Source organism: Actinobaculum sp. oral taxon 183 str. F0552, assembly GCF_000466165.1.
GTDB lineage: Bacteria > Actinomycetota > Actinomycetes > Actinomycetales > Actinomycetaceae > Peptidiphaga.
The window spans coordinates 1-19,867 of record NZ_KE951418.1; the positions used below are offsets into that span (position 1 = coordinate 1).

Annotated in this window: 20 protein-coding genes; 17 read left to right on the plus strand and 3 right to left on the minus strand. The window is 70.9% G+C overall.

Annotated features, from left to right (window positions below):
• The 14 genes from HMPREF0043_RS03945 to deoC form a co-directional block, all read left to right on the plus strand.
• The coding region (locus HMPREF0043_RS03945; protein ID WP_021601583.1) for a holo-ACP synthase at window positions 1-352 on the plus strand (352 nt) is incomplete at its 5' end.
• Window positions 353-698: 346 nt separating this feature from the next.
• Complete coding sequence (locus HMPREF0043_RS11000; RefSeq protein WP_156897502.1) at window positions 699-962, plus strand: hypothetical protein; 264 nt, start codon at window positions 699-701, stop codon at window positions 960-962.
• A gap of 110 nt (window positions 963-1,072) precedes the next feature.
• Entirely contained in the window at window positions 1,073-2,371 is a 1,299-nt protein-coding gene (glyA, locus tag HMPREF0043_RS03950) for a serine hydroxymethyltransferase (RefSeq protein ID WP_021601586.1), read from the plus strand.
• The gene (locus tag HMPREF0043_RS03955) at window positions 2,368-3,282 is read left to right on the plus strand and encodes a bifunctional methylenetetrahydrofolate dehydrogenase/methenyltetrahydrofolate cyclohydrolase (RefSeq protein ID WP_021601587.1); all 915 of its coding nucleotides are present in this window, start codon (window positions 2,368-2,370) and stop codon (window positions 3,280-3,282) included. The genes glyA and HMPREF0043_RS03955 overlap by 4 nt, the downstream gene beginning before the upstream one ends.
• 114 nt (window positions 3,283-3,396) lie before the next feature.
• A complete protein-coding gene (locus HMPREF0043_RS03960) occupies window positions 3,397-4,194 on the plus strand; it encodes an exodeoxyribonuclease III (protein WP_021601588.1) in 798 nt (265 codons plus the stop codon).
• A 3-nt stretch (window positions 4,195-4,197) separates the two neighbouring features.
• Window positions 4,198-5,265, plus strand: a complete 1,068-nt coding sequence (locus tag HMPREF0043_RS03965) for a YihY/virulence factor BrkB family protein (protein ID WP_051317424.1) — start codon at window positions 4,198-4,200, stop codon at window positions 5,263-5,265.
• 56 nt (window positions 5,266-5,321) lie between these two features.
• A complete protein-coding gene (locus HMPREF0043_RS03970; protein WP_021601590.1) occupies window positions 5,322-6,392 on the plus strand; it encodes a mannose-1-phosphate guanylyltransferase in 1,071 nt (356 codons plus the stop codon).
• Between the two features lie 125 nt (window positions 6,393-6,517).
• On the plus strand, window positions 6,518-7,591 hold the full coding sequence (locus tag HMPREF0043_RS03975) for a BMP family lipoprotein (RefSeq protein WP_021601591.1): 1,074 nt from the start codon (window positions 6,518-6,520) through the stop codon (window positions 7,589-7,591).
• Between the two features lie 131 nt (window positions 7,592-7,722).
• The gene (locus tag HMPREF0043_RS03980) at window positions 7,723-9,348 is read left to right on the plus strand and encodes an ABC transporter ATP-binding protein (RefSeq protein WP_021601593.1); all 1,626 of its coding nucleotides are present in this window, start codon (window positions 7,723-7,725) and stop codon (window positions 9,346-9,348) included.
• Window positions 9,345-10,655 (plus strand): ABC transporter permease, encoded by a 1,311-nt coding sequence (locus HMPREF0043_RS03985; RefSeq protein WP_021601594.1) that lies wholly within the window; start codon window positions 9,345-9,347, stop codon window positions 10,653-10,655. Before HMPREF0043_RS03980 ends, HMPREF0043_RS03985 begins: the two co-directional genes overlap by 4 nt.
• On the plus strand, window positions 10,652-11,935 hold the full coding sequence (locus tag HMPREF0043_RS03990) for an ABC transporter permease (protein ID WP_021601595.1): 1,284 nt from the start codon (window positions 10,652-10,654) through the stop codon (window positions 11,933-11,935). The genes HMPREF0043_RS03985 and HMPREF0043_RS03990 overlap by 4 nt, the downstream gene beginning before the upstream one ends.
• A gap of 63 nt (window positions 11,936-11,998) precedes the next feature.
• Entirely contained in the window at window positions 11,999-12,442 is a 444-nt protein-coding gene (locus HMPREF0043_RS03995; protein WP_021601596.1) for a cytidine deaminase, read from the plus strand.
• A 1-nt stretch (window position 12,443) separates the two neighbouring features.
• Window positions 12,444-13,787 carry a thymidine phosphorylase gene (locus HMPREF0043_RS04000; RefSeq protein WP_084432144.1) on the plus strand — a complete coding sequence of 448 codons (1,344 nt, stop codon included), beginning with the start codon at window positions 12,444-12,446 and terminating at the stop codon, window positions 13,785-13,787.
• Between the two features lie 189 nt (window positions 13,788-13,976).
• On the plus strand, window positions 13,977-14,636 hold the full coding sequence (gene deoC, locus HMPREF0043_RS04005) for a deoxyribose-phosphate aldolase (RefSeq protein WP_021601598.1): 660 nt from the start codon (window positions 13,977-13,979) through the stop codon (window positions 14,634-14,636).
• A gap of 210 nt (window positions 14,637-14,846) precedes the next feature.
• On the opposite strand, the gene HMPREF0043_RS04010 is transcribed toward deoC, so the two are convergent.
• Together HMPREF0043_RS04010 and HMPREF0043_RS11870 are read right to left on the minus strand one after the other, a co-directional pair.
• Window positions 14,847-16,550, minus strand: coding sequence for a phospho-sugar mutase (locus tag HMPREF0043_RS04010; protein WP_021601599.1), 1,704 nt, complete (start codon window positions 16,548-16,550; stop codon window positions 14,847-14,849).
• On the minus strand, window positions 16,543-16,671 hold the full coding sequence (locus HMPREF0043_RS11870) for a hypothetical protein (RefSeq protein ID WP_269528521.1): 129 nt from the start codon (window positions 16,669-16,671) through the stop codon (window positions 16,543-16,545). Before HMPREF0043_RS11870 ends, HMPREF0043_RS04010 begins: the two co-directional genes overlap by 8 nt.
• Before the next feature lie 282 nt (window positions 16,672-16,953).
• Here HMPREF0043_RS11870 and dapE point away from each other — a divergent pair, with 282 nt between their 5' ends.
• From dapE to HMPREF0043_RS10620, 3 genes are all read left to right on the plus strand, one after another.
• Window positions 16,954-18,015 (plus strand): succinyl-diaminopimelate desuccinylase, encoded by a 1,062-nt coding sequence (gene dapE / locus HMPREF0043_RS04015; RefSeq protein ID WP_021601601.1) that lies wholly within the window; start codon window positions 16,954-16,956, stop codon window positions 18,013-18,015.
• 53 nt (window positions 18,016-18,068) lie between these two features.
• Window positions 18,069-18,833 (plus strand): TIGR00730 family Rossman fold protein, encoded by a 765-nt coding sequence (locus tag HMPREF0043_RS04020; RefSeq protein ID WP_021601602.1) that lies wholly within the window; start codon window positions 18,069-18,071, stop codon window positions 18,831-18,833.
• A 134-nt stretch (window positions 18,834-18,967) separates the two neighbouring features.
• On the plus strand, window positions 18,968-19,135 hold the full coding sequence (locus HMPREF0043_RS10620; protein WP_084432147.1) for a DUF3117 domain-containing protein: 168 nt from the start codon (window positions 18,968-18,970) through the stop codon (window positions 19,133-19,135).
• Window positions 19,136-19,225: 90 nt separating this feature from the next.
• Here HMPREF0043_RS10620 and HMPREF0043_RS04025 read toward each other — a convergent pair whose 3' ends face one another.
• Window positions 19,226-19,855: an O-methyltransferase gene (locus HMPREF0043_RS04025; RefSeq protein WP_021601604.1), complete on the minus strand. Its 630-nt coding sequence runs from the start codon at window positions 19,853-19,855 to the stop codon at window positions 19,226-19,228.
• Window positions 19,856-19,867: the final 12 nt, after the last annotated feature.

Consider the following 19,867-nt stretch of genomic DNA (forward strand, 5'->3'; position numbering starts at 1 on the left):
TCCCCGGGCCGCCGGATCCGCGCGCGCCTGCGCCGGGCAGCCGGCCACCTCTGGGCGGGTCGGCGCGGCGGTCGGCCTCGAGGAGGCGCGGCACCTGGCGGCGCGCTGGGCGGCCAAGGAAGCCTTCGTCAAGGCGTGGAGCGCGGCCCTGCACGGCAGCCCGCCCGTGATGGGCCACGTCGCCTGGCACGAGATCGAGATCGTCTCCGACCCCTGGCATCGCCCCGCCATCGCCCTTCACGGCGAGGCGGCGCGGGCCTTCGCCGAATCGGTGGGCCGGGCCCGCATCCACGTCTCCCTCAGCCACGACGGGCCGATGGCCGCCGCCCAGGCGATCGTCGAGGCGGCCTAGGGCCGCGCGGGCCCGACGGTTCGGCTTTCGTCAGATGGAGGGCTCTATGGTTAAAAAGGGTGATCCTATTGATTGGAAAACCGTTATTGTGACTAGTGTGCAGATTCTTCAACAACGTGAAAAAGTATATCTTAATCATGTATGGGAGTATCATCTCCCTGAAGTTCGCGCTACTTTACGGCAGGCAAAAGACGTAGAGAGACAACTCGGGTTTGAATTTCCTAAGGATTATAAGGATTTACTTCTACATGTCAATGGATGGAACTGTTTCTATTAATATGTCGATGTACTTCCTCTACACGATTTACTGAATAACAGCGACATTCATCGTATTATCATGTATAATGTGGAGTTCGTGTTGGAATATGAGCCCGCTGAAGGCCAGCGGCTTGATCAGAAGAATCTCTTGCCCGTAGCTACCGGCACGCATAATGTCGATACATTCGTTCTCATAAAACACGGCAACCCAAACGCCGGAACTGCCGTATGGCTTTCAGGCGACGAAATCGATCGCTTTCCGTCATTCCATGAATTCTACATGTCTATGCTCGACTACAATCGTTTGGAAGTCAAAACATTGAAAGAGGAGCTCGAGGCGGGGGAAGGCTGAGCCTCTCCGAGGCTTCCCGCGGCCTCCGGCCCGCTCGTGCGGCGATCCGATCCGTTCGGCGGCTCGGCCCATCCGGTAGCCTTGAACAGAACCCAATCGGAGGAGGACCAATGGCCGACCCAGCGTTCAACCAGCCCATCTCGACCGTCGACCCCGAGGTCGCCGCTGCCATCGAGGCCGAGCTCTCCCGGCAGCGGGACACCCTGGAGATGATCGCCTCGGAGAACTTCGTGCCCCGGGCCGTCCTGCAGGCCCAGGGGTCGGTGCTGACCAACAAGTACGCCGAAGGCTATCCGGGCCGCCGATACTACGGGGGCTGCGAAGAGGTCGACAAAGTCGAGGCCTTCGCCATCGAACGAGCCAAGGCCCTCTTCGGCGCCGACTACGCGAACGTCCAGCCGCACTCCGGGGCCCAGGCCAACGCCGCGATCTTCCACGCCTTCGTCTCCCCGGGCGAGACCGTCATGGGCTTGGAGCTCGCCCACGGCGGGCACCTCACCCACGGCATGAAGATCAACTTCTCCGGGAAGAACCACACGATCGCGGCCTACGGCCTGAACCCCGAGACCTTCCGCATCGACATGGACATGGTGCGCGAACGGGCCCTGGCCGCCCGTCCGAAGATGATCATCGCCGGCTGGTCCGCCTACCCGCGCCACCTCGACTTCGCCGCCTTCCGCTCCATCGCCGACGAAGTCGGCGCCTACCTGTGGACCGACATGGCGCACTTCGCCGGGCTCGTCGCCGCCGGGCTCCACCCCAATCCCGTCCCGCACTCGGACGCCGTGACAACCACCATCCACAAGACCCTCGGCGGCCCCCGATCGGGCATGATCCTCTCCCGCGACGCCGCCTCCTACGCCAAGAGGCTCAACTCCGCCGTCTTCCCCGGCCAGCAGGGCGGGCCGCTCATGCACGTCGTCGCCGCCAAGGCCGTCGCCCTCAAACTCGCCGGAACCGAGGCGTTCACAGACAAGCAGGCCCGCACCGTCGAAGGGGCGAAGATCCTCGCCGAACGGCTCAACGCCCCCGACGTCGCCGAGGCCGGCATCGGCCTGGTCACCGGCGGCACCGACGTCCACCTCGTCCTGGTGGACCTGCGCAACTCCTCGATGGACGGCAGACAGGCCGAAGACCTCCTCCACGACGTGGGCATCACCGTCAACCGCAACGCCGTCCCGTGGGACCCCCGGCCCGCCAGAATCTCCTCCGGCCTGCGCATCGGCACGCCCGCCCTGGCCACCCGCGGATTCGGCGCCCGCGAATTCACCGAAGTCGCCGACGTCATCGCCACCGCCCTGGCCGCCGGGACGGCCGCGGACGTGCCCTCCCTGCGCGCCCGCGTCGCCCGCCTGACCGACGGCTTCCCCCTCTACCCGGGCCTCGACCAGACCGGGGCGGCCCGATGACCGCCCGGATCCTCGACGGCAAGGCGACCGCCGCCGCCCTCAAATCCGAGCTCGCGGCCCGCGTCGCCAGGCTCGCCGAACGCGGCGCGGCCCCCGGCCTCGGAACGGTGCTCGTGGGGGAGGACCCCGGCTCGGTCGCCTACGTGGCCGGCAAGCACCGCGACTGCGCCCAGGTCGGCATCGCCTCCATACGCGTCGACCTCCCGGCCACCGCCGCCCAGGAGGACGTCGCGCGCGCCGTCGACCGCCTGAACGCCGACCCGGCCTGCACCGGATACATCGTCCAGCTGCCGCTGCCGGCCGGCGTCGAGGAAGCCCCCCTCCTGGAGGCGATCGACCCCGCCAAGGACGCCGACGGCCTGCACCCCGTCAACCTCGGGCGCCTCGTCCTGCGCGTCGGCGGGGACGTCGACTTCCCGCTGCCCTGCACGCCCGCGGGCGTCCTCGAACTCCTCGACCGCCACGGAATCGACCTGGCCGGGAAGAACGTGGCCGTCATAGGCCGCGGAATCACTGTCGGCCGGACGATCGGACTCCTGCTGTCGCGCCGCGGCGTGGACGCCACCGTCGTGAACTGCCACACCCGCACCCGCGACTTGCCCGCGATCGTCCGCGGAGCCGACGTCGTCATCGCCGCCGTGGGAAGCCCCCGCCTCGTCACGGCCGACTGGGTGGCCGAGGGCGCGGTCGTCGTCGACGTCGGAGTCTCCCGGACCGTGGACCCGGACGGAAGGGCCCGGATCGTCGGGGACGTCGCACCGGACGTCCGCGACGTCGCCTCCTGGGTGTCGCCGAACCCCGGCGGAGTCGGGCCCATGACCCGCGCCATGCTGCTGGCCAACGTGGTCCGGCTGGCGGAGAGAGCCGCCGGACTCGCCGAGCGGTCCGCCCGACCCTCCTCAGTCGTGTAGCCTGCTGGGGAATCCGCGCGACCCGCCGGAGGGCCCACGCAGCCCGACGGGGCGCCGTCCGGCCGGCGGGGAGATCCGCGCGGCCCGCCGTGGAATCCGCCAACCGAGGAGATCATGCGCATAGCAACCTGCAACGTCAACGGCATCCGCGCCGCCGCGAGGAAGGGAATGGGGGACTGGATCGCCGCCGCAGACGCCGACGTCCTCCTGTTCCAGGAGGTCCGGGCCCCCGACGACCTCGTTCCGCCGCTCGTCGGCGACGCCTACGAGACGGTCTCGCACGCCTGCGCCATCAAGGGACGCGCCGGGGTCCTCGTCGCGGTGAGGAAGGGGCTGGAGATCGGCGGGGTCCGCGCGGGCCTGGCCGGCGACTCGCACCCGGCCGACACCGGCCGATGGCTCGAAGTCGACCTCCCGGGGCCCGGTTTGACGGTCGTCTCCGCCTACCTGCACTCGGGCGACGCCTCCGACCGGGAGAAGATGGCGCTCAAATACGCCCACCTCGAATCCGTGACCGCCCGCCTGGCCGAGCTGTCCGAGGCCCCCGGAAGCCTCCTGGTGGCCGGGGACTTCAACGTCGTCCGCGGCCCGGCCGACATCGCCAACTGGAAGCCCAACCACAACAGGACGTCGGGCGTCCTCGACCCCGAGATCGCCTACCTCGACCGGTGGTTCGGGCCGGACGGCTACGTCGACGTCCAGCGGGCCCTCGACCCCGACAGCCAGGGCCCCTACACGTGGTGGTCCCAGCGGGGCCAGGCCTTCGCCAGGGACGTCGGCTGGCGCATCGACTACCACCTCGCCGACCCCGGTCTGGCCGGCAGGGCTGCCGGCTACCGGATCGACCGCGCCGACTCCTACGAGACCCGGTTCTCCGACCACGCCCCGCTCGTGGTCGACTACGACGCGTGACCCGTGGCGTCCGACAGGCCGATGCTCGCGCGCGCCCGACGCGCACTCCGCGCAGCCAGACGGCTGCGGATCGCGCGGGCGCTCACACGGTACGGGAACGCCCGCGGCGGGCTGCTCGCCGGCGGCGTCGCCTATTCGGCCGTCTTCTCCGTCGCCGCGGCGCTGACGATCGCCTGGACCGTCTTCATGGCGCTCCTGGGATCCAACGAGCGTCTGCGCCACTACGCGATCAAGGGGGTCAACTCGGCGCTTCCGGGGATCCTCACCGACGGCGGCAGCCGAGGCCTGATCGACCCGGACTCGCTCGTCCTGGGCTCCCCGCTCAACCCGGCGTCTGCCGCGGCCGGCGTCATCCTGGTGTGGACGGCCACCTCCGTCATGAGGTCCCTGGCCTCCTCCATCCAGGCGATGTTCGGCATCACCACGCTCGAGCAGAGCGTCCTCGTCTCCAAGCTCCGCGCCTTCGCCGGATTCGTCGTGCTCGCCGCGGGCGTCCTCGCCTCCTCCCTGCTGACCGCGACGGCCGGGTTCGCCGGGGGCAGGCTGCTGGGCTTCTTCGGCATCCCCTCTCACCTGCTAGTGCGCATCGCCGACTTCTTCCTGTCGCTGCTGGTGGACGTCGGCATCGTCGTCTTCCTCGTCCGCGTCATGTCCGGCGTCCGGGCGCCGCGCGCCGACCTGGCGCGAGGGGCCCTCGCCACCGCCGCCGCCACCTCGATCCTCCGGCTCCTGGGCACGTCCCTGGTCGGCATGGTCTCCCGCAACCTCCTGCTCGCCTCCTTCACGGCGCTGGCCACCCTGTTGCTGTGGCTGAACATCTCGGTCCGCATCGTCCTGGTCGGCGCCGCCTACACGGCCAACCCGCCGATCCCCTACCAGCCGGTCACCGCCGGGGAGCTGCACGCCAAGCAGACCCCGAACTACGTCACCGCCTCGGTTCCCGCTACCCTCGTGTGGCCGCACAATCCGATCACCGGCGCGATCGTCCCCGATCCCGGAGGGGACGGCCCCCGCGACCGCCTCCCGGACGAGCCCGATCCCGACCCGTCCGCGGCCCACGACGACACATGACACGACAACGGCGAAGGCGACGCACAGCCGCCGGACCGGACGAACAGGAGAAACACATGTCCTTTCACGCAATAGTCCCCGCGGGCGGCGCAGGCAGCCGGCTGTGGCCGCTCTCGCGCAAGAACGCGCCGAAGTTCCTGGCCGACCTGACCGGCGCCGGGCGCAGCCTCCTCCAGCAGACCGTCGACAGGCTCGAAGAGCTCACCCCGCAGATCTCCGTCGTCACGGGCGCCGCCCACGCCCGAGCCGTCGCCGCCCAGGTCCCCCAGGCGTCCGTGATCGTCGAGCCCTCCGCCCGCGGGACCATGGGGGCCATCGGCCTGGCCGCGGCGATCATCGCCGAACGGGACCCCGAGGCCGTGGTCGGGTCCTTCGCCGCCGACCACCTCATCCGCGACGACGAAGCCTTCCGGGACGCCGTGCGGGCGGCCGTCGAAACCGCCGGGCACGGATACCTCGTGACCATCGGCATCGCCCCCGAGGCCCCCTCGACGGCCTACGGCTACATCGAGACGGGCGGCCGGCTCGGGGTGGCCAGGGCCGTGACGGCCTTCGTCGAGAAGCCCGACGAGCAGACCGCGGCCGAGTACCTGGCGACCGGGAGGTACCTGTGGAACGCGGGGATGTTCGTCGCCAAGGCCTCGATCCTCATGGACGTGCTCGAACGCTTCCACCCCGAGATCGCCGGGCCGCTGCGCTCCCTGGCGGCGGCGTGGGACGGGGACGGCCGCCAGGAGGCCGTCGAGGCGTACTGGGAGCCGCTGGCGCCGGCCGTCATCGACACGGCGGTCGCCGAGCCGCTCGCGGCCATCGGGGGAGTGGCCGTCGTCCCGGCGGACATGGGGTGGTCGGACATCGGCGACTACGCCTCGCTGGCCGCGGTCATCCCCGAAGAGGCCCGCGCCGCCCAGGTCGTCCCCGGCGCCTCGCCCCAGCCGGTCGTCGAGGTCGACTCGCCCGGCGCCCTCGTCTACGCGAATCGCAAGCCGATCGTGGCGGTGGGTATCCCGGGGGTGGTCGTCGTGGACACGGACGACGTCCTGCTCGTCACCACCCGCGAGGAGTCGCAGAGGGTCAAAGCGGCCGTCGACGCCCTGGGGACCGCGGGGCTCGCGGACCTGGCCTGAGCTGCGCGCCCCGGGGCGGCGGATATCAGCCCGGCGGCGTTCGTCGTTCCGCCGCGGCGCACGTACACTACTTATGCACCCACTTCCGCGCCGCACCGGCGGCGCATGCACACTCAGGAGAAAGCGTGAAGACACAGAAGCTCGCCGCGATCCTCGGCGTTGCGGCACTGGCGCTGGGCGCCTGCGGCGGCAAAGACAAGTCCGGCGGAGGGAAGGGCGACTACACCGCGTGCCTCGTCTCCGACTCGGGGGGATGGGACGACAAATCCTTCAACCAGTCCGCCAAAGAGGGCCTCGACAAGGCCGTCAAAGACCTCGGGGTCAAATCGAAGACCGCCGAATCCAAGACCGACTCCGACTTCACCCGCAACGTCGAGGGGATGGTCGGCGAGAACTGCAACCTCGTCATGGGCGTCGGCTTCAAGCTCAGCGACGCGATCTCGGCCTCGGCCAAGGACAACGCCGACATCAACTACTCACTCGTCGACTCGACGTTCAAGAAGAACCTCGACAACGAACGCGCCCTCGTCTTCAACACCCACGAGGCCGCGTACTTGGCGGGATACGCCGCCGCCGCCAACTCGAAGACCGGCAAGGTCGGCACCTTCGGCGGCGTCCAGCTGCCCACCGTGACGATCTTCATGGACGGCTTCGCCGACGGCGTCGCCCGCTACAACAAGGACAAGGGCGCCAACGTCCAGCTCATCGGATGGGACAAGGCCAGCCAGAAGGGCCTGTTCGCCGAGACCTTCGAGGACAAGGCCAAGGGCACCCAGATCGCCGAGCAGCTCATCCAACAGGGCGCGGACGTCATCATGCCGGTGGCCGGCCCCGTCGGCCTGGGCGCCGCGGCCGCGGCCAAGAACCACGCCGGCACGAAGATCGTCGGCGTGGACTCCGACTGGTACCAGTCGGCGCCCGAATACAAGGACATCGTGCTGACCTCGGTCCAGAAGGGCATCGCCAGGGCCGTCTACGACACGATCAAGGCCGGAGCAGACGGCAAGTTCGACAAGAAGCCCTACGTGGGCACCCTCAAGAACGGCGGCGTCTCCCTCGCCCCCTTCCACGACTTCGAAGGCAGCCTCCCGGCGGGCCTGACCGGCGAACTCGACGCCATCAAGAAGGAAATCGTCGAGGGCAAGACGGTCGTCACGTCCAAGAGCGCGTTCGACGCTAAGGGCGGATCCGGGAAGTGACGCGCGAGGCCCGGCCCGCCAGGCCGGACCGGGCCCGCGCAGCCGCGTCCGCGACGCCGAAGCGCCCACGACGCGGTACAGTGGAGGCATGAGTCACATCCGCGAGGGAGCGGACTGAAAGGCAGGCGACTGTGCATCTGGAACTGCGGGGCATCACGAAGGCATTCGGATCCCTCGTCGCCAACGACGGCATCGACCTCACCGTCGAGCCGGGGCGGATCCACGCCCTGCTCGGTGAGAACGGCGCCGGCAAGTCCACGCTGATGAACATCCTGTTCGGCCTCTACGAGGCCGACGCAGGCGAGATCCTCCTGGACGGCGAACCGGTGAGGTTCCACTCGGCGGCGGACGCCGTCGCCGCCGGCATCGGCATGGTGCACCAGCACTTCATGCTCGTCCCCGTCTTCACCGTGGCGGAGTCCGTGTGCCTGGGATACGAGCCGACGCGAGCCGCCGGACTCATCGACCGCGCACGGGCGAGGGCCCTCGTCGACGAGACGTCGGCCAGGTTCGGGTTCGACATCGACCCCGACGCCCTCGTCGAGGACCTGCCGGTCGGCGTCCAGCAGCAGGTCGAGATCGTCAAGGCCCTCTCCAGGGGAGCGAAGATCCTCGTCCTCGACGAGCCGACCGCCGTGCTCACCCCGCAGGAGACCGACGAGCTCATGCACGTCATGAAGGAGCTGGCGGCCGCGGGCACCTCCATCGTCTTCATCACCCACAAGCTCCGCGAGGTCCAGGCCGTCGCAGACGAGATCACCGTCATCCGCCGCGGCAAGGTGGTCGGGCACGCCTCCGCCGACTCCAGCCGCGAGGAGCTCGCCACGATGATGGTCGGCCGCCCCGTCATGCTGCGCGTCGAGAAAGAGCCCGCTGCGCCCGGCGAGGTCGGCCTCGCACTGGACGACGTCTCACTTCTCTCCCCGACGGGCGCCCCGCTCCTGGCGCACGTCGGACTGGAGGTGCGCAAAGGCGAGATCCTGGGGGTGGCGGGCGTGCAGGGCAACGGCCAGACCGAGCTCGCCGAGGTCGTCATGGGCTTGACGGCACCGAGCTCGGGAACGGTGCGCATCGACGGCAAGGACGTCACGAAGTCGAGCGTGCGCCGCCACATCGACGCCGGCGTGGGCTTCGTCCCCGAGGACCGTTCCGCCGACGGCATGGTGGCGGCCTTCTCGGCGGCGGAGAACCTGGTGCTCAACCGGTATCGCCGCAGACCCTTCTCCAAAGGCCCGTTCCTCTCGCCCGCCAAAGTCCTCGCCGACGCCGGCAGGCTCGTCGAGGAGTTCGACGTGCGGCTGAGCCGGACGACCGACCCGATCTCCACGCTCTCGGGGGGCAACCAGCAGAAAGTGGTCGTCGCCCGGGAGCTCTCGCGCGACCTGTCGCTCCTCCTCGTCAACCAGCCGACCCGCGGCGTGGACGTCGGCTCCGTCGAGTTCATCCACAGGCGCATCGTCGCCGAGCGCGATGCGGGCACGCCCGTGCTGCTCGTCTCCTCCGAGCTCGACGAGGTGGTCGGGCTGTCGGACCGGATCGCCGTGATGTACCGCGGCCGGATCCTCGGCGTCGTCCCCGCCGACACACCCCGCGGCGTGCTCGGCCTGATGATGGCGGGCCTGACGCCCGACGAAGCCCGGCAGGCCGCGCGGGAGGCGGACGCCGCCGATTCCACACGTGAGGGGGAACCGGGAATGTCGAGTATCGCACAGAGTCGACGTGGGGCCGATTCCACACGTGAGGGGGAAGCAGAATGAGCGAGAAGACGTCGTCCCCGCAACCCGGGAGGCAGGCATCCCGCGAGGGCGCCCGTGGGCCGGCTCCTGCCGAGACGCCCGCGCCCGGCGACCCGCCCGGCCCGGCGGGTGCGCCGCCCCAGGCCGGCCGTTCCCCCGAAGGCGGCTCGCACGCACCGAAGACCGGCCGGGCCGCGTCCGGGGCCCTCCGGGCGATCGCCCACGCCTTCCCGCGGTCCAACGCCCTGGTCTTCCTCCTGGCGATCTTCGTCTCCCTCCTCGTGGGCGCAGTGCTCATGGCGATCGCGGGGGTGAGCGTCGTCGACGGCTACAGCGCGATGATCCGCGGAGCCTTCTACGACTGGGAGGCTTCCAACCCCACCCGGCAGATCCTGCCCCTGACCATGTCGGTCTTCTCCGCCGTGCCCCTCGTCATCGCGGGGCTCGGACTCGCCTTCGGATTCCGGGCCGGCTTGTTCAACATCGGCGGCAAGGGGCAGGTCGTCATGGGAGGGATCGCCGCGGCGTGGGTCGGCTTCTCCTACGATCTGCCGGCACCCGTGCACCTGCTGGCCTGCCTGGCGGCGTCCGTCGCCGCAGGAGGCCTGTACGGCTTCATCGCCGGGTACCTCAAAGCGGCCACCGGCGCCAACGAAGTGATCGTGACGATCATGCTCAACTCGATCGCCGGCCTGCTCGTCGCCCAGCTGCTGCGGTACGACGCGTTCCAGCGGCCGGGGTCGAACGAGCCCATCTCGCCGGAGATCTCCCGGAACGCCCAGCTGCCGGGTATGTCTCCCTACAAGATCGACGCCGGGGTCGTCATCGCGCTTCTGGCCGCCGTCTTCGTGTGGTGGTACCTGGAGCGTTCGACCTGGGGGTTCGAGCTGCGCGCGGTGGGCGCCAACCCGAACGCCGCGCGCACCGCGGGCATGTCGATCGGCAAGGTCACGGCGCTGACCATGACCCTCTCGGGGGCGCTGTGCGGCCTGGCCGGCGGGGTGACGATCACCGGCGACATCAAGTACCTGACGGCCAACTTCGACGGGACGCTCGGCTTCGACGCCATCACGGTGGCCCTCCTGGGGCGCAACCGCCCGCTCGGCACCGTCATGGCAGGCCTCCTCTTCGGGGCCTTCCGCGCCGGGGGGCGCAAGATGGAGATCACGGCCCAGGTCCCCATCGACATGGTCCTCATCCTCCAGGCCGTCATCGTCCTGCTCATCGCGGCCCCGGCCCTGGTCAGGTGGTTGTTCAGGCTTCCCCAGCCCGACGGAGCGGGCCTGCGCGGCCTCCTCTCCCGAGATGTGAAGGAGGCGGCGGCATGAGCGCTACGCGGATTCACCCGGGCGACAGCGCGGAGGCGGGATCGGCCGTCGCGGTGCCCGTCAGATGGAAGTTCCCGTTCGCCTGCCTGGCGGCGACGGCCGTGTCCGCTTTCTTCGCGGTCACAGCGAAGGGGAGGACGGCCATCGACCTCAATCCCTCGGGCGGGAACCGGATCGCCGTCGTCGACGCCCGCGCGCAGATCGTGTGCGCCGTCCTGGCGGTGCTCAGCGCAGCCGGATGCGCCCACGCCTTCGTCAGGGCGATCAGGCGCAGCCGGATCGGCGCCTTGCCGGCCGGAACCGTCGGGGCCTCGCTCGTCCTCGGCCTGCTCGTCTGGTACGGGGGAGACGCGACGGGAAGGGTGACGCTCACGGCGACCCTCGCGGGAGGGATCGTCTTCGCCGTCCCGATCGTCTACGGCTCCCTCGCGGGAGTGGTCAGCGAACGGGTGGGCGTCGTCAACATCGCGATCGAAGGCCAGATTCTCATGGGCGCGTTCGCCGGCGTCCTCGTGGCCTCGGCCACGGGCAGCGTGTGGGCGGGGCTGGCGACGGCCCCGCTGGCCGGCGCGTTCCTGGGCGTGCTGTTGGCCGCATTCGCGGTCAGGTACAACGTCGACCAGATCATCGTCGGCGTGGTCCTCAACGTCCTCGCCCTGGGCCTGACCTCCTTCTTCCTCGACACCACGATGAAAGGGGGGTCGGGGCTGAACTCCTCCGGCGTCCATTTGAGGAACGCGGCCATCCCGCTGCTGTCGGACATCCCCGTCGTCGGGCCGGCGCTCTTCGACCAGACGCTGCTGGTCTACGCCATGTACGCCCTCGTCGCCGCGCTGACGGTCTACCTCTTCCGCTCCCGGTGGGGGCTGCGCCTGCGGGCCTGCGGCGAGCATCCCAAGGCCGCCGCGACGGTCGGCATCGACGTCCGGCGCACCCGGTTCGCCAACACGGTCCTCTCGGGAGCGATCGCCGGTCTGGGAGGCGCCTACCTGACGATCGGCGCCAACGTGGGGCAGAGCTTCGGGGAGAACATGTCCGCCGGAAAGGGGTACATCGCCCTGGCGGCCATGATCCTCGGCAAGTGGCATCCCCTCGGCGCCGTGGGCGCGGCGCTCCTCTTCGGGCTCTCCGACGCGGTCGCGACCCTGCTCAAGAGCCTCGACCCGAGCGCCGCCGCGGCCGCCTACTTCAGCATGCTCCCCTACGTCATCACGGTCTTCGCGGTCGCCGGCTTCGTCGGGCGGTCCCGCCCGCCCGCCGCGGAGAACCAGCCCTACTGATAGCGTCGGGGCGGGCCCCGGCGCAGTCCGCCTCCGGGCGGTGCGCATCCGCGAAGGAGTGAGATGGAGATCTCTGGCGACACGTGGAGCAGACTCCATGACCTCGCCGTCGAGGCGATGGAGTGCGCGTACGTCCCGTACTCCGGGTACCCCGTGGGCGCGGCGGCCATCGCCGACGACGGCCGCTGGATATCGGGGTGCAACGTGGAGAACGCCGGATACGGAGTGACGCTGTGCGCCGAGTGCGGGCTGGTCTCCGACCTGGTCCGCGGCGGGGGAGGCCGGCTCGTGGCCTTCGTCTGCGTGGACGGCGGGGGCCGGCGGATCGCCCCCTGCGGGCGCTGCCGCCAGCTCTTAGCCGAGCACGCCCATCCGGACATGCTGCTGGCCATGCCCTGCGGGTTCTTGGGGATGCGGGACGTGCTCCCACACTCCTTCGGCCCGTCCGCCCTCGCGGACTTCGGCCCCGCGGGCGGGCCGGCCGGTGCGACCCGCGGGGAGGGTTGACGTGGCCGAGGCATTCGACGCCGTCGACGTCATCAGGGTCAAGCGCGACGGAGGGGAGCTGACCGACTCCCAGATCGACTGGGTCGTCGACGCCTACACCCGCGGAGCCGTCGCCGACGAGCAGATGGGCGCCCTGGCGATGGCGATCTTCCTCAACGGCATGAACCGGCGCGAGACGGCCCGCTGGACCGACGCGATGATCGCCTCGGGGGAGCGGATGGACTTCTCCGGCCTGGCCCGGCCGACCGTCGACAAACACTCCACCGGCGGGGTCGGCGACAAGGTCACGCTGCCCTTGGCGCCGCTCGTCGCCTCCTTCGGCGTCGCCGTCCCGCAGCTGTCCGGCCGCGGCCTGGGCCACACGGGCGGAACCCTCGACAAGCTCGAGTCGATCCCCGGATGGCGGGCCGCGATTCCCGCTGATCGGATCCGCCGCCAGCTCGGCGAGGGCTCGGGCGCCGTCGTCTGCGCCGCGGGCCCCGGCCTGGCCCCCGCCGACCGCAAGCTCTACGCGCTGCGCGACACCACGTGCACGGTCGACAGCATCCCGCTCATCGCGTCCTCGATCATGAGCAAGAAGATCGCCGAGGGCACCGAAGCGCTGGTGCTCGACGTCAAGGTCGGCTCGGGCGCCTTCATGTCCACCCTCCCGCAAGCCCGCGAACTGGCCTCCACCATGGTGGAGCTGGGCGCCGACGCGGGAGTCGGAACGGTCGCGCTGCTGACCGACATGTCGGTCCCCCTCGGCCTGACCGTCGGCAACGCCCTGGAAGTGCGCGAATCGGTCGACGTCCTGGCCGGCGGCGGGCCCGGCGACGTCGTCGAGCTCACCCTGGCCCTCGCCCGGGAGATGCTCGCCGCGGCGGGCCTGCCCGACGCCGACCCCGAGGCCGCCCTGCGCGGCGGGCGGGCCATGGACGTGTGGCGCACGATGATCCGCGAACAGGGCGGCGACCCCGACGCACCCCTGCCGGCGGCCCGTGAGACGCACGACGTCCTCGCCGAGAACGACGGAATCCTCCGGGACCTCGACGCCTTGAAGGTGGGCGTCGCATCCTGGCGGCTCGGAGCCGGAAGGGCGCGCAAGGAAGACCCCGTCCAGGCGGGAGCCGGTATCGAGATCCACGCCAAACCGGGGGACCGCGTCCGCAAAGGCGACAGGCTCCTCACCCTCCACACCGACGATCCCGACCGCTTCGAACGCGCGATGGCCGCCCTGGAGGGCACCCTCGACATCGTCGTGGAGACGTCTCGGGACGAGAGCGCGCCGGGGCGCGAGCAGACCCCTCGGGGCGCCCCGCCCCCGCGCGGGTCCGTCGTCCTCGGCCGCGTCGGCGCCCCGTGACGCCGGCAGACCCGCTCGGTGCCCGCGGACACGGTCCCGGGATGCCCGCAGGCGAGACCCGGGCGCCGCGGAAGCGCGAGGGCGGCGGGACCGCTGGGACGCCGAGGCCGCCGGCCGGCCCCGGGCGGGGAGCGGCCGCCCTGCGCGCGGAACGGAACGGGAAACCGACAACCGAAGTTAGGAGACACCATGGGATACAGCCGCGACGAGGTGGCAGCCCTGATCGACCACACTCTCTTGAAGCCGGAGGCGAGCGTCGCCGGGGTCCGCGACCTCGTCTCCGAGGCGAAGAGCCTGGGCGCGCACTCGGTGTGCGTCTCGCCCAGCATGCTGCCCCTTCCCGACGACATCGTCCTCGGCCGCCTCAAACTCGCCGCCGTGTGCGGGTTCCCGTCGGGGGCGCACCACAGCGAGGTCAAAGCCGCCGAGGCGGCCCGGTCCGTCGCCGAGGGGGCGGACGAAGTCGACATGGTCGTCAACCTCGCCTGGGAGGCGACGGGACGCTTCGACCGGGTGGAGGAGGACATCCGCGCGGTCCGCGAGGCCGTCCCCGGGGCGGTCCTCAAGGCGATCATCGAATCGGCGGCCTTGACAGACGAGCAGATCGCCGCCGCCTGCCGGGCCGCCGCGTCGGCCGGAGCGGACTTCGTGAAAACGTCGACGGGCTTCCACCCGGCGGGCGGGGCCTCCGTCCACGCGGTTGCACTCATGCGGCGCACGGTCGGCGACGCCCTCGGCGTCAAGGCGTCCGGCGGCATCCGCGACGGGAAGTTCGCCGTGGAGCTTCTGGAGGCGGGCGCCACGAGGCTCGGCCTGTCCTCTTCGGCGAGAGTCCTCGACACGCTCTGACCCGCGCCTCCGGGGACTTTGCCGTCGCGGCCCGGAGCCGCTCCCGGGGGACGCCTGACCTGCGTCCGCGACACGCCGTGCCCGTGTCCCGTCGGGGACTGTGTCGGTCCCGGTCTCGGCGGCGGTCGCGTCCCTCTCAGAGGCCCGGGCGGCAGGTCGGCGGGGAGGAGGGTCGTTGCGCTCTCCGGGAGGGCCCGGTCCTCGAGGCGTTCAGTCCTCCAGTCTGAGGGCGGCGGCCACATCCTCCTTGAGGCGGTCCAGGCGTTGGGAGGCGGCCGCCTTGGCGGCTTCGAGCCCCTCCGGCGAGTCGACCGGCGCGCGGACCTCCAGGTAGCACTTGACCTTCGGCTCGGTCCCCGAGGGGCGTATCACCACGCGGTCGTCGGCCTGCGTGTGCCAGGCGACGCCGTCGGTGGGCGGGACGTCGCCCTCCGGCAGCGATAGGTCGCGGATGCGAACGACGGACGCGCCCGCCAACTCACCCGGCGGGTCGGCGCGCACCTTCTCCATGGTCCGCCCGATGATCGCCAGGTCCTCCACGCGGACCGTCACGGGAGCCGTCAGGTGCACGCCGTGCTCGGCATAGAGCCGGTCGAGTTCGGCGGTCAGGCTCGACCCGTCCCGTTTCAGCCCGGCGGCGACCGAGGCCAGGAGCAGCCCGGCGGACAGCCCGTCCTTGTCGCGCACCGACTCGGGGCTGACGCAGAATCCGATCGCCTCCTCGTAGCCGTAGGCGAGGCGGGGAACCCTCGCGATCCATTTGAAGCCCGTCAGCGTCTCCCGATGGTCCAGCCCGTGGCGGGCGGCGATCCTGCCGAGCAGGCACGAGGAGACGATCGAGTTGGCCAGCGCCGGGCGTCCCGGCGCTCCGGCGGCCCGCTCCGGCGTCTCCAGCCGAGCGGCGACGGCCTCGCCGAGCACGGCGCCGATCTCGTCCCCCGAGAGCTGCCGCCATGCGCCGCCGCCGGCGGGCACCGCGGCCGAGCACCGGTCGGCGTCGGGATCCGAGGCGATGATGAGGTCGGCGCCCGCGCGCCGGGCCGTCGCCACGGCCAGGTCGAGGGCCCCTGCCTCCTCCGGGTTCGGGAAGGCGATCGTCGGAAAGCCGGGATCGGGTTCGCACTGCTCGGCCACCTCGATGACGCGGGCGAATCCCGCATCCCGGAAGACCCGCCGCATGATCTGGGCGCCGACCCCGTGCATCGCCGTGTAGACGATGGACAGGTCCCGCGGGCCGGGCGGCACCGCGGCCACGCAGTCGCGGACGTAGGCGTCGACGAGATCCTCGCCGATCGTCTCGTATCCGTCGGCTAATGCGATGCGGCCGGCGGGAGGCGTCGCGGCGATCGCTTCGGCTATCCGTGCGTCGGCGGGGGGAATGAGCTGGACGCCCCGCCCCCACTCGTCCGCGCAGCGACCGCCCAGGTAGACCTTGTATCCGTTGTCGCGGGCGGGGTTGTGGGAGGCGGTGACCATCACGCCCGCGTCGGCGTCCAGGCGGCGGACCGCGTAGGCGAGCAGGGGAGTGGGCAGCGCGCGCGGCATGATCCGGGCCCGCATGCCCGCGGCGGCCACGATCGCGGCCGTGTCCTCGGCGAACTCCCGGGAGTGGTGGCGCGCATCGTATCCGACGGCCACGAGGGCGTCGGGCCCTGCGGTCTGCGCCAGGTAGGCGACGAGTCCCGCGGCCGCCTTGCGCACCACCGCCCTGTTCATGCGGCACGGCCCGGCGGCCATCGCGCCGCGCAGCCCGGCCGTGCCGAACTGGAGGAAGCCGGAGAAGCGGTCGTCCAGTTCGGAGGCGGCCGTCGCGTCGCCCGCCTCCGCGGCGTCCAGGAGCCCTTCGAGTTCGGCGCGGCATTCTTCGTCCGGATCGTCGGCGATCCATTCGCGCACGCCGTCGGGGCTATACATCGGCGCTCCCTTCGACGCCGGCGAGCCGTCCGCGCGGGCGGGGAACCGAGCCGGCGGAGAGGGTGCGCGCGGCGCCGGACGCCGCGCGTCGGGCCGGGCCTTCCACGTCGAATGTCTGCATGGTTCAACGGTACCCGACGGCCCGGCGGCGCCGGTGCGACGTCGGTCGGGTGCGCAGGCGAGGCCGTCGCGCATGTGGGAAGGCGGGTTCGCGCCTGCATCGGGCGCGCGGTCGGGGCCGTCGCGGGTGCAGGCCGGCGGGATGCTCGCGGCTCAGGCAGGGCCGCCGCCCCCGTCTCCGGGCGAGCGCGGGATGTGAGCACGGGACCCCCGGGTGAGTGAGTGCCGGCGCAGCTTCGCCAGCCGTTCGGACGCAGTACGGGCGCGCGTGTAGGCTGGAGGCATGGACTTCGACGACGTCGTACAGCTCGCCGCCGACCTGGTGGGCATCCCGTCCGTCTCGGGCGGGGAAGGCGCCCTCGCGGACCTCATCGAGGCCGAGCTCTCGCGCTTCGACCACCTCCAGGTGCTGCGCGACGGCGACGCCGTCGTCGCCAGGACGGACCTCGGGCGGCCGTCGCGCATCCTCCTGGCCGGACACATCGACACCGTTCCCGTGGCCGGCAACGTCCCCGGCGAGCTGCGCGAGAACGGAACCCTGTGGGGCCGCGGCTCGGTGGACATGAAAGCGGGGGACGCCGTCTTCCTCCACCTGGCTGCCAGGCTCTCCCACCCGCGCACCGACCTCACGTGGGTCTTCTACGACCACGAAGAGGTCGAAGCCAGCCTCAACGGGCTCGGACGGCTAGCCTCCCGCCACCCCGACTGGCTCGAAGCCGACCTCGCCGTCCTCGGCGAGCCGACCGACGGGGGGATCGAAGGCGGATGCAACGGCACCATGCGGTTCTCCCTCACCGCCCGGGGCGTCGCCGCCCACTCGGCCCGGCCGTGGATGGGCGAGAACGCGATCCACGCCCTGCTCCCGGCTCTGGAGACGCTCGCGGCCTGGCAGCCGCAGACCCGCGCCGTCGACGGCCTCGACTACACGGAGTCGCTCCTGGCGGTCGCGATCGGCGGGGGGCGCGCCGGCAACTCGGTGCCCGACGAGGCCAGGCTCGTCGTCAACTTCCGGTTCGCCCCCGACCGGTCGCCCGACGAGGCCGAGGCGTACGTCCGGTCCCTCTTCCCCGGATACGAGTTCGACGTGCAGGACATGGCCCCTGGGGCCAGGCCGGGCATGGACCACGCGGAATTCGCCCGGCTCGCCCGCCTTCTCGCCGAGGAGGGCGCGGGCGAGCCCACCGCCAAACTCGGCTGGACCGACGTGGCTCGTTTCGCCGATCTGTCGATCCCCGCGATCAACTGCGGCCCCGGCGACCCCCTCCTCGCCCACCGCGACGACGAGGCGTGCCCCACCGACCAGATCGCCCGCCTGGCCCGCGTCTTCGAGCGCTGGCTCCGCTAGGGCGTGCACGACTCTCTCTGGCCCGGCCCGCTCGGCGGTGCCAGACTAGTGCCATGAGCGACAAACGCATGCACCGGCGGGGCTCGGTCCTTCTGCGAAGGGCCCAAGTCCCGGAGACCACGGCCGACGCCCTCCTCCTGGCCCCCGAGCGGGGCGACTGGTTCAAGGCCGACCCGTGGAGGGTCATGCGCATTCAGGCGGACTTCGTGGAAGGCTTCGGTTCGCTCGCCGACCTGCCTCCATCGATCTCCATCTTCGGATCCTCTCGGATCGAGCCCGGCACTCCTCGGTACGAGACGGCCGTCCGCATCGCCGAGCTGCTGGTGGGCGAGGGCTTCGGGGTCATCACCGGCGGAGGCCCGGGCATTATGGAGGCGGGGAACAAGGGGGCCAACGAGGCCGAAGGCGTCTCCGTCGGGCTCGGCATCGAGCTGCCTTTCGAGCAAGGCATGAACGAGTTCGTCGACATCGGCGTGAGCTTCCGCTACTTCTTCGCCCGTAAGACGATGTTCCTGAAGTACTCCCTGGGTTTCGTCGTCATGCCGGGCGGGTTCGGGACGATGGACGAGCTCTTCGAGGCCGTGACGCTCGTCCAGACCCGCAAGGTCTCTTCCTTCCCCATCGTGCTCGTCGGTCGGGACTTCTGGAGCGGACTGGTCGACTGGATCGATTCGGCCATGCTCGCCGAGGGGATGATCGGCCCCGACGACCCGAAGCTGCTCACCGTCGTCGACACTGCCGAGGAGGCCGTGGCCGCCGTGTTGAACGGCATTCACCGGCTCGCGGAGGAGATTCGCTGGGCCGAGTCCGTCGAGTGAGCGCGCCGCTCGCCGCCGGGAGCCGATCCGCCCAAATTGCGCAAATTCCCGCGAATTTTCGGGGAAAAGATGCACTTCGATTTTGTAGAATGAAACTGCCGGAAGCATTATGCCTCCGGCGGAAGGAGGGCACCATGGCGGCCATGAAACCCCGCACCGGCGATGGTCCGCTCGAAGTCGAGAGGGAGGGACGCGGGATCGTCGTCCGCATACCCGTGGAGGGCGGCGGTCGGCTCGTTCTCGAGCTCAACGATGCCGAACTGACAAGCCTCAAGGAGGCTTTGGGAGCGGTCGAACGCTGAGGCAATCCCGGCCGGCAGACCCGTCTGGCGCGAGTCGTCCGGCCGCTCAGCGTTGACGGGCGGCCGGCGGTGCGGGGCCGCCGGGCCGGTTCACACGACGGTGGCCACGACCAGCCCTTCCCCGAGCGGGACCATCGACGCTTCGACGTCGGGGGAGGCCAGCAGTTCGCGCCCGAGATTTCGAATCGCCACGACATCCTCCTCCCGGCGCGCCGGATCGGCGACGCGGCCGGCCATGAGAGCCCGGGCGAGAACGAGGAGGCCTCCCGGACGCAGGATCCTCAGGGCCTCCTGGGCGTCGCCGGGAGTCTCCAGGGGATCGCCGTCCAGCAGGACGAAATCGTAGGAGTTGGCGGCCAGGCGGGGCAGAAGGTCGACGCTGCGCCCGTTGATGAGGCGGATCCGGCCGCTGCGGACGCCGGCGGCCGCGAAGAACTCCCGCGCGCAGTGCTGAGCCTCGCTTTCCACGTCGATCGAGGTCAACGACAGCCCCGGAACCGACAGGAGGTACATCCCGGAGACTCCCGTTCCGGTCCCCACCTCCACGGCGGATTTCGCTCCGGCGATCCGGGCGAGCTGCCTCAGGAACGCGCAGGTCGCCGCGCTCAGGCTCGCGATGCCGTATTCGCCGGCCTCGTAGCGAGCCTGGGCGATGACGTCATCCTCCTCGGCGAAGGCGTCTTCGACGTACGCCCACGCCAGGGTGTGATCTGCGGCCATGGGGCATATGGT